Annotated in this window: 11 protein-coding genes; 3 read left to right on the forward strand and 8 right to left on the reverse strand. The window is 43.0% G+C overall.

Annotated features, from left to right (window positions below; all coding sequences use genetic code 11):
- Positions 1–35 precede the first annotated feature (35 nt).
- The 4 genes from H3302_RS11750 to metA form a co-directional block, all read right to left on the reverse strand.
- Positions 36–1,076, reverse strand: coding sequence for a GGDEF domain-containing protein (locus tag H3302_RS11750; protein WP_051501725.1), 1,041 nt, complete (start codon positions 1,074–1,076; stop codon positions 36–38).
- Between the two features lie 225 nt (positions 1,077–1,301).
- Complete coding sequence (gene metH / locus H3302_RS11755) at positions 1,302–3,932, reverse strand: methionine synthase (RefSeq protein ID WP_180311040.1); 2,631 nt, start codon at positions 3,930–3,932, stop codon at positions 1,302–1,304.
- 10 nt (positions 3,933–3,942) lie between these two features.
- Positions 3,943–5,010 (reverse strand): homocysteine S-methyltransferase family protein, encoded by a 1,068-nt coding sequence (locus H3302_RS11760; protein ID WP_182395337.1) that lies wholly within the window; start codon positions 5,008–5,010, stop codon positions 3,943–3,945.
- The gene (metA, locus tag H3302_RS11765; protein WP_036966526.1) at positions 5,000–5,947 is read right to left on the reverse strand and encodes a homoserine O-succinyltransferase; all 948 of its coding nucleotides are present in this window, start codon (positions 5,945–5,947) and stop codon (positions 5,000–5,002) included. The genes H3302_RS11760 and metA overlap by 11 nt, the downstream gene beginning before the upstream one ends.
- Before the next feature lie 452 nt (positions 5,948–6,399).
- On the opposite strand from metA, the gene ettA reads away from it, so the two are divergent.
- From ettA to H3302_RS11780, 3 genes are all read left to right on the forward strand, one after another.
- Positions 6,400–8,073: an energy-dependent translational throttle protein EttA gene (ettA, locus tag H3302_RS11770; RefSeq protein WP_036966523.1), complete on the forward strand. Its 1,674-nt coding sequence runs from the start codon at positions 6,400–6,402 to the stop codon at positions 8,071–8,073.
- 149 nt (positions 8,074–8,222) lie between these two features.
- Entirely contained in the window at positions 8,223–8,588 is a 366-nt protein-coding gene (locus tag H3302_RS11775; protein ID WP_036966520.1) for a PilZ domain-containing protein, read from the forward strand.
- Positions 8,589–8,641: 53 nt separating this feature from the next.
- A complete protein-coding gene (locus H3302_RS11780) occupies positions 8,642–9,550 on the forward strand; it encodes a histone deacetylase (protein ID WP_182395339.1) in 909 nt (302 codons plus the stop codon).
- 147 nt (positions 9,551–9,697) lie between these two features.
- Here the strand turns inward: H3302_RS11780 and cyoE are convergent, their stop codons facing one another.
- The 4 genes from cyoE to cyoB form a co-directional block, all read right to left on the reverse strand.
- Positions 9,698–10,582: a heme o synthase gene (gene cyoE / locus H3302_RS11785; protein ID WP_036966514.1), complete on the reverse strand. Its 885-nt coding sequence runs from the start codon at positions 10,580–10,582 to the stop codon at positions 9,698–9,700.
- A 146-nt stretch (positions 10,583–10,728) separates the two neighbouring features.
- Positions 10,729–11,088, reverse strand: a complete 360-nt coding sequence (gene cyoD / locus H3302_RS11790; protein ID WP_065978652.1) for a cytochrome o ubiquinol oxidase subunit IV — start codon at positions 11,086–11,088, stop codon at positions 10,729–10,731.
- Complete coding sequence (gene cyoC / locus H3302_RS11795; protein ID WP_036966507.1) at positions 11,088–11,723, reverse strand: cytochrome o ubiquinol oxidase subunit III; 636 nt, start codon at positions 11,721–11,723, stop codon at positions 11,088–11,090. The genes cyoD and cyoC overlap by 1 nt, the downstream gene beginning before the upstream one ends.
- Positions 11,720–13,708, reverse strand: a complete 1,989-nt coding sequence (gene cyoB / locus H3302_RS11800; protein WP_036966505.1) for a cytochrome o ubiquinol oxidase subunit I — start codon at positions 13,706–13,708, stop codon at positions 11,720–11,722. Before cyoB ends, cyoC begins: the two co-directional genes overlap by 4 nt.
- Positions 13,709–13,710 lie beyond the last annotated feature (2 nt).

Here is a 13,710-nt window from a genome sequence, read left to right on the forward strand (position 1 = left end):
TTGGGGGTCACTTCATTTTGGCGGTTTTTTATTACCTAAGCAGGTGAATGTGTTTCACTATCTAGCTCAGCAACGGTTTGGTTTTTACCGTGTGATTTAGCAAGGTATAAACACTTATCTGCCACACTTAAACAGTGATCAATGCTCTCGTTAGAAGCCCGCTGATGAAGCCCTATGCTCAGCGTCACTTTAAAATTATGAACCCCTTGTTGGAATGCATGTTGCGCCAATTGCTGGTGAATGTTTTCAGCTAATTGTCTTGCTCTACGCTCATGTCCTTGCGGGGTCACAATAAGGAACTCTTCTCCGCCCCAGCGAGCAACAATGTCTTCTTCGCCACTCACACTTTTGAGGATTGAAGCAATGAAAGTGAGCACATCATCACCAATTTGATGACCATAGGTGTCATTCACTTGTTTAAAGTTATCTACATCAATCAACAAAAAGACAGCCCCTTCGTTAAAACGCGCATCTTGCAAGCATTCAGTAGCATAACGGCGATTAAACAAATCGGTCATGGCATCAATACGGGCTAATTTTTGATTTATTTTTAGTTGCTCAATAAGCTCTCGACTGTACTTATTACGGTAATACTCGTAGAAACCACCAAGAATACAAAGAATCGAAAAACACAGCATGACACGGGTCGTAAAATAATGATTCGGATAGCTGTAATACCCAAGCTTATCGGTGAAGTAAAACAGCACTGAAATCACAATAGCCAGTATGATTAAGTCAAATGCGCCGCGTTTTAAACCTCGTATAAAAAAGGTAACAGGCGATACAATAAATAACCACAAAGGCCCAGTTCCATTATTACCACCCGACACAATCAAAAAGCACATCATCGAGTACAAGGCATAAAGCATTAACACAGCAATAGTTCGGTCGCGATTTTTAAGGACAAAGGGCGATACAAAAACAAAGCCGCCAATAACCAGTAAAAAACTGAGTGTTATGTAGCCATCTTGGTAGCTTGTAACCGACATTACAAAAGAAGTAATGGCACCAATAAATGCAAATACGCGTAAAAATAGCGCTTTATCTTTGTCACTTGCGCTGCTTGAATCAATCACACCTTTACCCTAATTACCTTGCTTTACACTAATAACTTTAACACAAATATTTAAATTTGAAGGATATTGGCCTCATTTCACATGCTAAATGCTGCTTAAAAGGAAGAAAGTATGATTTTAAAGCGCGTTTTAACGGAGATATAAATGCAATTTTCCTTAAATAAAAACAAAAAAGCACCGTAAGTTAAGTACTTACGGTGCTTTTGAATAGCACATTATTATTTTTTACTCTGGCTCATAACCTAAATTAGGCGATAACCAACGCTCTGCTTCTTCAAGCGTCATGTTGGTGCGCTTAGCGTAGTCTTCAACCTGATCTTTTTGAATCTGCGCCACAGCATAGTATTTAGAATCCGGGTGAGAAAAGTACCAACCAGACACCGCCGCTCCCGGCCACATTGCGTAAGAGCTCGTCAACTTCATACCTATGCGATTTTCAGTATCGAGTAGCTGCCAGATTTTCTTTTTCTCTGTGTGCTCAGGGCACGCAGGGTAACCCGGCGCAGGACGAATACCTTGGTAATTTTCGCGAATAAGCTCATCATTCGATAAGTTTTCATCGCTTGCATAGCCCCAATACTCTTTACGCACCTGCTCATGCAAATACTCCGCAAAAGCCTCAGCTAAACGGTCTGCAACGGCTTTAACCATAATTTTGTTATAGTCATCTTGTTTCGCATCGAAGGCATCAGCAAGGTCGTCTTCTTCAAGCCCTCCGGTTACGGCAAAGGCACCAAAGTAGTCGGGGACTCCTTTAGGTGCGATGTAATCCGCTAAACAATAATTCGCAAAATCGGTTTTTTCTGTTTGCTGGCGCAGATGGCACGAGGTTGTTAACACGTCTGTACGCGTTTCATCGGTGTAAATTTCAATGTCATCACCCACTCGGTTTGCCGGGAATAAACCAATCACGCCCAGTGGTTGTAGCGCACCTGACTGTTCTAAATCGTCGAGCATCGCATTGGCATCAGCAAATAAGCTTTGCGCTTGCTCACCCACAATTTCATCGTTAAGAATACGCGGATACTTCCCTGCGATTGACCATGTCATGAAATACGGTGTCCAATCGATGTACTGTCTTAACGTGGCAATCGACACATTTTTAAACTCTGTCACTCCGAGCTTTTTAGGCACGGGTGGGGTGTAGTTATCCCAGTCAAGTTGTGCGGCATTATCGCGAGCACGTTGAATGGTGACAGGCTTCGAGCGTGGTTTTTTACGCGATTGCTGTTCACGTACTTTTTCGTACTCCGCTTTGGTTTTTTCTAAAAACGCAGGTTTTAACTCTTTAGACAATAGGTTAGAGACCACACCAACAGCACGACTGGCATTATTTACATACACCACACCTTTATCGTACTGTGGCTCAATTTTCACTGCGGTATGGGCTTTCGAGGTAGTAGCACCCCCAATTAATAAGGGTAAGTCGAAACCACGACGAGTCATTTCTTTAGCAACATGCACCATTTCATCTAATGAGGGCGTAATAAGGCCTGATAAACCGATAATATCGGCTTTTTCGTCAATCGCGGTTTGTAGAATTTTTTCCGCAGGCACCATCACACCTAAATCGATCACGTCGTAGTTATTACATTGCAGTACTACGCCAACAATGTTTTTACCAATATCATGTACATCGCCTTTAACGGTCGCCATAACCACTTTACCGTTCGTGGCACCTTCTTCTTTTTCTGCTTCGATATAGGGGTCTAGGTAAGCCACTGCGCGTTTCATTACGCGCGCCGATTTAACCACCTGCGGTAAGAACATTTTACCTGCACCAAATAAATCACCCACCACATTCATGCCATCCATCAGCGGGCCTTCAATCACATGAATAGGCTTATCAGCTGCAGCTCGGCACTCTTCAGTGTCTTCGTCGATATACTCAGTAATGCCTTTTACAAGCGCATGTTCTAGGCGCTTTTCAACGGACCATGTACGCCACTCTAAATCTTCAACTCGCTCAGCTTGCGCCATCCCTGAGTATTTTGGAGCCAGCTCTACAAGGCGCTCACCCGCACCGGGGTCGGTATTCAGTATAACGTCTTCAACGGCTTTTCTAAGCTCAGCCGGAATATCGTCATACACAGCCAACTGGCCTGCATTCACAATCCCCATATCCATGCCCGCTTTAATGGCATGGTATAAAAATACTGAGTGGATCGCTTCACGTACGGGGTTGTTACCACGGAACGAGAACGACACGTTTGACACCCCGCCCGACACTTTACAGTACGGTAGGTTTTGCTTTATTCGGCGCGTGCCTTCAATAAATTCAACAGCATAGTTGTCGTGCTCTTCAATCCCGGTTGCTACTGCAAATATATTCGGGTCGAAGATAATGTCTTCTGGTGGAAAACCAATCTCGTCCACTAGAATACGGTAACTCCGCTCACAAATTTCAAATTTACGATCTGCGGTTTCTGCTTGTCCGTCGGTGTCAAACGCCATGACGACTGCAGCAGCACCAAAACGTTTAATTAACTTTGCCTGACGAATAAAAGGCTCTTCACCTTCTTTCAGTGAAATTGAGTTTACAATCGCCTTGCCTTGAATACATTTTAAGCCGGCTTCAATAACTTCCCATTTTGATGAGTCGATCATGATCGGTACTTTAGAAATATCTGGCTCAGAGGCAATCAAGTTCAGAAACTTCACCATCGCGGCTTTTGAATCCAACATGGCTTCATCCATGTTGATATCAATGATCTGTGCACCATTTTCGACTTGTTCACGGGCAACATTAAGAGCGGTTTCGTAATCTTCTTCCATGATCAATCGCTTGAACATGGCTGAACCGGTCACATTGGTACGTTCGCCGACGTTAGTAAATACTGCTATTTGTTGTGTCATTTCGGCTACCTTAGTTTAAGTTACACGCTTCAAGGCCCGATAAGCGCATACGCACTTCAAGCTCAGGCAATGGACGAGGCTTAACTCCTGCAAGGCCTTTGGCAAAGGCTTTAATGTGTGCAGGGGTTGTACCACAACAACCGCCCACGATATTAATGAATCCCGATTGTCCCCAATCAATAATTTCTTTCGCCATTTCAGGCGCTTCCAAGTCGTACTCGCCAAACTCATTAGGTAAGCCCGCATTAGGATGAGCCGAGGTAAAGGTTTCGCATACACGCGATAACTCTTCTACGTATTGACGTAACAAATCTGGCCCAAGCGCACAGTTTAAACCAATTGAAAGTGGTTTAATGTGACGGATTGAATTGTAAAAAGCTTCGGTTGTTTGCCCCGACAACGTTCGTCCTGAGGCGTCGGTAATGGTGCCAGAAATCATGACTGGCAAAGTTCGTCCTGCTTGTTCAAACGCTTCTTCTACAGCAAACGAAGCGGCTTTTGCGTTGAGCGTATCAAAGATAGTTTCGATTAAAATGATGTCTACCCCCCCCTCCATTAAGGCAAGGGTCGATTCAACATACGCATTTACCAATTTATCAAAGTTGATATTACGATACCCAGGGTCATTGACATCAGGTGAAATAGAACAGGTTTTTGAAGTTGGCCCTAAGACCCCTGCAACATAGCGCGGTTTTGCAGGTGTTTTTGCTGTAAATTCGTCACACGCTGCACGCGCAAGCTTGGCCGACTCAAGGTTTATTTCACGGCTTAAGTTTGCCATGTCATAATCTTCCATCGAAATAGTGGTGGCATTAAACGTATTGGTTTCGATAATGTCGGCACCTGCATTAAGGTATGCGCGGTGAATATCAGCAATAATCTTTGGCTGAGTAAGGCTTAATAAATCATTATTGCCTTTAATAAGGACATGCCAGTCTTTAAAACGCTCACCGCGATAGTCTTGTTCTTCTAATTTATGTTCTTGGATCATGGTGCCCATCGCGCCATCGAGGATCAAAATTCGCTGCTTGAGCGCCTCGGTTAATTGTTCGCGTTTATTCACTGCATTACTCGGCATAGTTGTTAGTCCTTACGTCTTGGCTAACTAGGTTAATATCATACGGTGTTGTTTGGTACACGTAGTAGTTTAACCAATTCGAAAACAATAAAAAGGCGTGACTTTGCCATGTTTTCGACGGTTCGTTATCTGGGTTATCGTCAGGGAAATAGTTTTCTGGTTTTGGCGCATCGTCTGACTTTTCGCAGTCGCGTAAATATTCCCCTTTTAATGTATGCGCATCATACTCAGGATGGCCCGTTATATATACTTGGCTGCCTGATTTATTCTTAATTAAATACGCCCCAACACGCTCAGACCCTGCTAATACTACTAAATCATCACAGCTGTTAATTTTTTCAATATCAATGTGGCCATAGCGCGAGTGCGGAACTAAAAAGGTATCATCAAAACCGCGCGTTAACGCGGCATGCTCAAAATAACTTTTGTGCGTAAACACGCCACTGAGCTTATTAGGCATTAACTCTCGTTTTAAACCATAGTGATGATAAAGCCCTGCGTGAGCCGCCCAACATGAAAATAATGTTGACGTAACGTGGTGCTCAGCCCAGTCTAAAATCACTTTTAGCTCATCCCAGTAAGCAACGTCGTCATACTCTAAATGTGCAAGCGGCGCGCCTGTGATGATCATGGCATCGTAGTTATTGTCTTTTACTTCAGAAAAGTAACGATAAAACGTATCGAGGTGTTGCTCTGAGGTACTGCTACTTCGGTGGGTGTCTAAACGCAGCAGCTCAACATTCACTTGCAACGGTGAATTAGCCAACAACCGAATAAACTGCACTTCGGTTTCCACTTTATTCGGCATTAAGTTTAAGATGGCCAAACGCATTGGACGAATTTCTTGCGTTTTCGCACGACTTTTAGGCATTACAAATACGTTCTCTTGACGTAATTTTACAATTGCGGGCAATTCATCTTTGACTGTAATGGGCATAGTGGGCTCCGAGCATACTTATTAGACTGCTAATTATGAACGGATAGTTAGAAATTTCAACCTCTAGATGTTTAGATGTCCAAATGATTTTTTTATTTGTGCTAAAGCAACCTCTTAGGAAGCCAGTTTCGTTGATGCGCAGGCCCTTAAATTGCCAAAAGCAGTGCCTCTACGAATGACGGTTGTGTTTAATCACGATAAAAGAGCAAGCATCTCAAAAAGTGGCTTGTTACTGTGTTTAAGCCAACACCGCTGTAAAAATGAGTTTTAAGCCTTTGTGCAATGCTTACAAGGCGCTTACTCTGCATTTATGCTCCTTAAATGCGTGCGCTATTTTTGCAAAGCAGTACCATGATATTAAGCCCCTGATAAACGCTGAATTCTGTATTTTGAGGTGGTTTGGGTATACAATAGTGGCTGTTAATTTTTCTTATAAATTGAAGGCTCTTTTCATGGTGTTACCAGATAAGTTTATATTCTCGATGAGTCGAGTTTCTAAAGTTGTGCCGCCTAAGCGCACTATCTTAAAAGATATCTCTTTACACTTTTTCCCGGGCGCAAAAATTGGTGTGCTTGGTCTAAATGGCGCAGGTAAATCGACGTTACTTCGTATTATGGCAGGTGTTGACCAAGACTTTGAAGGTGAAGCTCGTCCACAACCTGGCACAAAAATAGGTTACTTACCGCAAGAGCCTGTTTTAGACGAAAACAAAACAGTACGCGAAACCGTTGAAGAAGCCGTAAGCGAAGTTAAAAATGCGCTAAACCGTCTTGATGAAGTATACAACGAGTATGCTATGGAAGATGCTGACTTTGATGCACTTGCAAAAGAGCAAGGCGAGCTTGAAGCAATTATCCAAGCACACGACGGTCACAATATCGATAACGTATTAGAGCGCGCAGCAGATGCTCTTCGTTTACCACCGTGGGATGCTAAAATTGAACACCTTTCGGGTGGTGAACGTCGCCGTGTTGCCATCTGTCGTTTACTGCTTGAAAAACCAGACATGCTGATTCTTGACGAACCAACCAACCACTTAGACGCAGAGTCTGTGGCATGGTTAGAGCGTTTCTTACACGACTACGAAGGTACTGTGGTCGCTGTAACCCACGACCGTTACTTCTTAGATAACGTTGCTGGGTGGATTTTAGAACTTGACCGTGGTGAAGGTATTCCGTGGGAAGGTAACTACTCATCATGGCTTGAGCAAAAAGATTTACGTTTACAACAAGAACAAAAATCTGAAAAAGCTCGTCAAAAGTCAATTGCACAAGAACTTGAATGGGTTCGTTCAAACCCGAAAGGCCGTCAAGCTAAGTCTAAAGCGCGTATGGCACAGTTCTCTGAGCTACAACAGAACGATTACCAAAAACGTAACGAAACGAATGAGCTATTCATTCCACCGGGTCCACGCTTAGGCGACCAAGTTATTGAAGTAAAAGGTCTTAAGAAAAGCTTTGGCGATCGTGTTTTAATCGACGACTTAAACTTTGCGATGCCAAAAGGTGCAATCGTAGGTATTATCGGTGCCAATGGTGCGGGTAAATCAACCTTATTCAAAATGTTAAGCGGTGAAGAAAAGCCAGACAGTGGTGAAATCCTTGTGGGTGAAACTGTTGAGCTTGCTACCGTTGATCAGTTCCGTGGCGACATGGATGAAAGCAACACCGTTTTCCAAGAGATCTCTAACGGTCAAGACGTATTAAAAATTGGTAACTTTGAATTCCAAAGCCGCGCCTATGTTGGTCGCTTTAACTTCAAAGGTAACGACCAACAAAAATTCGTTAAAGACTTATCAGGCGGTGAGCGCAACCGTTTACACCTTGCAAAGCTATTAAAAGCGGGTGGTAACGTATTACTACTGGATGAGCCGACTAACGATCTTGATGTTGAAACACTTCGTGCACTTGAGAACGCGATTCTAGAGTTCCCAGGCTGTGTAATGTGTATCTCGCATGACCGTTGGTTCCTTGACCGTATCGCTACGCATATTCTTGATTACCGTGACGAAGGCCAAATTAACTTCTTCGATGGTAACTACACAGAATACGAAGAGTGGTTGAAGAAAACCTTAGGCGCAGAAGCCGCACAACCTAAGCGTATTAAATATAAAAAGATTGGTTAATTTACCGTCTTATTCGAAAGCCCCTTCTTGGGGCTTTTTTGTGGCCGATAACGTTTACCAGCTATCGTTTCACTCACACCTTGCATATTGAACTATACTGATTTTAGCGAATTAAGTTAATGAAACGACAATGACTTGGGGATCACACCATGAATGAGCGTAGACAGTTTTCTCGGGTATTATTTTCTTGCCCTGCAACGCTTTGTATTGATGAGTATAAGTATCAATGTCAACTGCTTGATTTATCCTTGCATGGTGCGCTTATAACCAAAAGCGATTCATTTTTAGTTCCTATCCACAGTAAAGCCGTTTTATCGTTTACCCTACCCGACTCAACTGTAGAGATTAAAATGCAAGTCGAGTTGTGCCATGTAGAACAGCAGCATGCCGGACTTATTTGCGAACATATTGATATCGACAGTATCAGTCATTTGAAGCGCCTGATTGAGCTGAACTTAGGCGATGAAGGCCTATTACATCGTGAGTTAGCACACTTAATTCACGTACCAGAGTAAACAACGGCGAATAAATTCGCTATGCTGTAGCAAATCCCGTTATTAAATGAGTTATGTACTTAAACCCACACTTACCCTTGGTATATCACCCTAATTATTCCTTTAGCTTCGATCCTAACCATCGTTTTGTAATGAGTAAATTTGCTTATTTATATGACCATGTTCATAGCCTTGGCCTGATCAGTGATAATTTAGTACAGCCGATATTAGGCAGCCCCGCACCACTAGAACTGGTGCATTGCGATGACTATATTAATGACCTGTGGCATAACCGCTTGGATGAAAAAGCCATGCGCCGAATTGGTTTACCTTGGTCTGAACAATTGATGGCACGAACATTCACAGCCCCACTTGGCACCTTACAAACCGCACGCCTCGCTTTAAAACATGGGCTTGCCTGCCACTTAGCCGGCGGCACTCATCATGCCCATTATGATTTTGGTTCGGGTTATTGCATGGTAAACGATTTAGCGTTCACCAGTGAAACACTGATAAAGAGTGGCGAAGTGACCAATGTGCTGATTTTTGACTTAGATGTTCACCAAGGCGATGGCACTGCAGCCATGCTCACCCATCAACCCTATGCGTATACGTGTTCGATTCATTGTGAGAAAAACTTTCCATTTCGCAAATCAGCCAGCGATCTCGATATTGGCTTAAACCCGGGTGTTAGCGATAAAGAGTACATTGGCATCGTTGATGAGACGCTAAGTTACTTACTAAAAACCCTTAATCCAGATTTAGTACTTTACGATGCAGGTGTTGATGTATGGCAGCAAGATGGCTTAGGAAAACTTGATATAAGCTGGCAAGGCATTGAACAACGCGACCATTTAGTACTTAAACGCTGCCTTGAACATAATGTGCCTGTCGCAACGGTCATTGGTGGTGGCTATGATAAAGATCATCGCCGCTTAGCCGCTCGTCACGGCATAGTGGTAGAGCAAGCTGCTCAGTTTTAGTGATACCACTTGTAATTACTCGGAATGATAGTGAGGGATTAGTTAAAAAATTGGTCTAACTCGTTTTTTAACTAACGAAAAAAGGCCCGGTGGAGAAAAAACCGGGCCTTTGCTACTGTAACATTGGGATATGTTAGCAACTTTTCTCTAAGTTAAAACCAGTAGCTGAGGAGCTACTGAGTGGTAATCTAAAGCCATCGCTATGCTCAAAACCGTAATATTTACTATCGAAAAAGCAAACACTTGGCGCGCCCAACCGCTTACATCAATATTGCGACGATAACCTCTGAGCGCCATAAGCAACCACCAAAAACTCGTTGTACAAGCTACAGCCATGAAAGCTAAACCTGTATAACCACTAATGGTTAATAACATCACAACCAACGCATACACGGCGATATATAAAACAATGTGATGCTTTGCCTTTTCGATCCCTTGCGCTACGGGTAACACGGGAATTCTGGCCGCTTGGTAGTCGTTATAACGAAAGATTGCAATTGCATATGAATGAGGCATTTGCCATAAACTAAACATTACCAATAAAATCACAGCACCGGCATCAAACTGTCCCGTTACCGCACAATAGCCCACCACAGGTGGAACTGCGCCCGATAAACTACCGACAAAGGTGCCATACACAGAACGACGTTTCATATATAAGCTGTATACACCGACGTAAATGACGTAACCAAACGTAGCAAATAAGAGTGCCACCACGTTGGTATAAACGGCTAATAATGTGAAACCAAAAACACCCAGCACGATGCCATGTGCCATAGCGGCCTTTGCTGACATTTCGCCAGTGACTGTGACGCGTTTGCGAGTGCGCGCCATTGCAACATCAATATCACGATCAATCACATTATTGATAGCGCATCCAGATGCCACAACTAAAGATAACCCAAGCAAAGTTGCGACCATTAACCATGGGTCAACATCGCCACGAGAGGCTAGCAAGAATCCCCCCGCAACAGAGATTAAATTGCCCATGATAATGCCAGGTTTAGTGACATTTAAATAACGTCGAAACACTTCCTCGACTCCTCTAATATTCTGCACAAACGCAAAATTACGAAAGAAACTAGCTAATAACAGACTGTAAGAACTGGAGACACAATCTCAAACTAACCAGCTCCTTTCGTAAATCTTTATATCAATTACATAAAAATAATTGTTATTTAATACATCATCATGGCGTTCGATTCGTAGATGATCCACACCGACAAACCAACCACCATCACGATAATTATGGCGCTGAAGATAAATGACAATGAGCTGGCTTTGCCGTCTTCAGTTTTAAAGCTTAAATGCAAGAAGTACTTTAAATGCACCCAAATTTGCACAACCGCCATCGTCACAATGCACCAGACGGTGGCTGGTTTTGAAAACGACCCACTCATCACAGCCCAAAATGGAATAGCCGTTAAAATCACTGACAACACAAAGCCAATAAAATAGTCTTTCATACTGCCATGTGATTGTGTGTCGTGTGCGTGTACTTCTAAGTTATTAATGACATGCGATTCACTGTGACTCATTACATTGCTCCCATTAAATAAACAACGGTAAACACACAGATCCACACCACATCTAAAAAGTGCCAGAACAAACTTAAACAACTTAAGCGTGTCACTGTTTGCGGGTTTAAACCACGACGAACAACTTCGATCATCATGATTGTCATCCAAATTAAACCCGCTGTTACATGCAGACCATGTAAACCGACTAAAGAGAAAAACGACGTTAAAAAGGCACTGTGTTGCGGGCCATTACCGTGCGCAATTAGGTGATGAAACTCATACACTTCCATACCAATAAACACAGCACCAAAAGCAAAAGTGACAAGTAACCAGGTCAATGTTGCTGCCTTTTTCTGCGAATGTGCAGAAATCATCGCAAAGCCAAATGTAATACTACTTAGTAGGAGTGCCGCGGTTTCAACCGCGACAAAATCAAGTTCAAAAATGTCTTTGCCTGACACACCGCCGGCTGTGTTCATAAACAGCACGGCATAAGTTGCAAAGAAAGAAGCAAATAATAAGCAGTCGGTCATTAAATAAAGCCAAAAACCGAATACCGTGTTGCCACCTGTGTCGTGATGCTCACTATCATGTGCTTCAACATGACCTTGAGCATTACTTAAGGTGTTTAAATCTGCAGTGATAGTACTCATGCATTCACCCCTTTAGTCGCGGCGGTATTGTGCGCCGTTTCAAGTTCAACAATTTCATCTGGTTGCACGTAATAATCAACATCAGTTGTATAACAACGTTTAATAAATATCGCGATAGCACCCAGTAAACCAAAGGCTGCAAGCCACCATATATGCCAAATCATGGCAAAACAGAACGTTGTTAATGCTCCGCTCATCAATACACCCGCTGGCGTATTTTTTGGCATGTGAATTGGGCTATAAGATGCTTCTTGTTTGTAAGCTAAGCCTTTTTCTTTCATGTCAGTCCATGCATCAATGTCATCAACATGGGGAATTTTTGCAAAGTTGTAGTACTGCGGAGGTGATGCAGACGCCCATTCAAGCGTATGACCATTCCATGGATCACCTGTTGTATCATCTAATTGCTCGCGGTTTTTAAAACTCACAACAAGTTGTACTACTTGGAACAAGATACCGAACATGATGATCACCGCACCGCCTGCTGCAATGTATAACCACATGTTCCAATCTGGGTTATTTGTGTGGTTTAAACGACGAGTCATACCTAAGAAACCAAGCACGTATAACGGCATGAATGCCACAAAGAAACCAATTAACCAGCACCAGAAAGATCTTCTTCCCCAGCGTTCGTCAAGTTTGAAGCCCATTGCTTTAGGGAACCAAAATGCGAAACCTGCTAAGTAACCGAACACTGCACCACCAATAATGGTGTTATGAAAGTGAGCGATTAAAAATAAGCTGTTGTGTAATACATAGTCAGCACCAGGGATTGCAAGTAATACACCGGTCATACCACCAATGGTGAATGTCACCATGAAACCCAGAGTCCAAAGTACGGGCACTGTGATTCGTAAACGACCACGGTACATAGTGAATAACCAATTAAAGAGTTTTACACCCGTCGGCACTGCAATCACCATGGTCATGACACCAAAGAAGGCATTAACGTTTGCACTTGACCCCATAGTGAAGAAGTGGTGAAGCCATACGATGAAACCTAAAATAGAAATCGCACCACTTGCATAAACCATCGACTTGTAGCCAAACAAACGTTTACCAGCGAAAGTAGAGATAACCTCTGAGAAAATACCAAACGCAGGTAAAATTAGAATGTAAACTTCAGGGTGACCCCACGCCCAGAATAAGTTGATGTACATCATCGCGTTACCACCTAATTCATTGGTGAAAAAGTGGAAATCGAGATAACGGTCAAGTGTCAGCATTGCAAGCACAGCAGTCAAAATTGGGAACGAGGCTGCAATTAAGATATTTGCCCACGTACATGCCCACGTAAAAATAGGCATTTTCATTAAGGTCATGCCGGGTGCACGCATCTTGAAAACTGTCACTAAGAAGTTAACCGACGTTAGCAAGGTACCTAAGCCGGATATTTGCAAGGCCCAGATATAATAATCGACCCCCACGCCCGGACTAAACGACAACTCGGATAATGGTGGATAGGCAACCCAGCCTGTTTTTGCAAACTCACCGAAAAACAGTGAAATATTAATTAGTATCGCACCGCCAGCAGTTAGCCAAAAACTTAAATTATTTAAGAATGGGAAAGCAACATCACGCGCACCAATTTGCAGTGGCAAAATAATGTTCATTAGACCAATCATGAACGGCATCGCCATAAAGATGATCATGATCACCCCATGCGCCGTAAAAATTTGGTCGTAATGTTCAGGTGGTAAGTAACCACTTGCACCGCCCGTAGCCATTGCTAATTGTAATCGCATCATAATGGCATCAGCAAAGCCGCGGAATAACATAATAAGCGCAAGAATGATGTACATAACCCCTAAGCGCTTATGATCAATTGACGTGATCCAGTCGTGCCAAAGCACGCCCCATTTTTTATATTTTGTTACTAAGCCTGCAACTAGCAAGCCTAAGACAGCAACCACCGTCATGGTAACCATGATAATTGGTTCATGAAACGGGATTGCGTCTAATGTTAATTTACCTAACAACGACATGA

This window comes from Pseudoalteromonas sp. MT33b (assembly GCF_014117385.1).
In the GTDB taxonomy this organism is placed as follows: Bacteria; Pseudomonadota; Gammaproteobacteria; order Enterobacterales; family Alteromonadaceae; genus Pseudoalteromonas; species Pseudoalteromonas lipolytica.

Excerpts from the sequence above, each read along its gene's own strand:
- metH (WP_180311040.1), bottom strand. The coding sequence starts at position 3,932 with ATGACACAACAAATAGCAGTATTTACTAACGTCGGCGAACGTACCAAT.
- H3302_RS11760 (WP_182395337.1), bottom strand. The coding sequence starts at position 5,010 with ATGCCGAGTAATGCAGTGAATAAACGCGAACAATTAACCGAGGCGCTC.
- metA (WP_036966526.1), bottom strand. The coding sequence starts at position 5,947 with ATGCCCATTACAGTCAAAGATGAATTGCCCGCAATTGTAAAATTACGT.
- ettA (WP_036966523.1), top strand. The coding sequence starts at position 6,400 with ATGGTGTTACCAGATAAGTTTATATTCTCGATGAGTCGAGTTTCTAAA.
- H3302_RS11775 (WP_036966520.1), top strand. The coding sequence starts at position 8,223 with ATGAATGAGCGTAGACAGTTTTCTCGGGTATTATTTTCTTGCCCTGCA.
- H3302_RS11780 (WP_182395339.1), top strand. The coding sequence starts at position 8,642 with ATGTACTTAAACCCACACTTACCCTTGGTATATCACCCTAATTATTCC.
- cyoD (WP_065978652.1), bottom strand. The coding sequence starts at position 11,088 with ATGAGTCACAGTGAATCGCATGTCATTAATAACTTAGAAGTACACGCA.
- cyoC (WP_036966507.1), bottom strand. The coding sequence starts at position 11,723 with ATGAGTACTATCACTGCAGATTTAAACACCTTAAGTAATGCTCAAGGT.
- cyoB (WP_036966505.1), bottom strand. The coding sequence starts at position 13,708 with ATGTCGTTGTTAGGTAAATTAACATTAGACGCAATCCCGTTTCATGAA.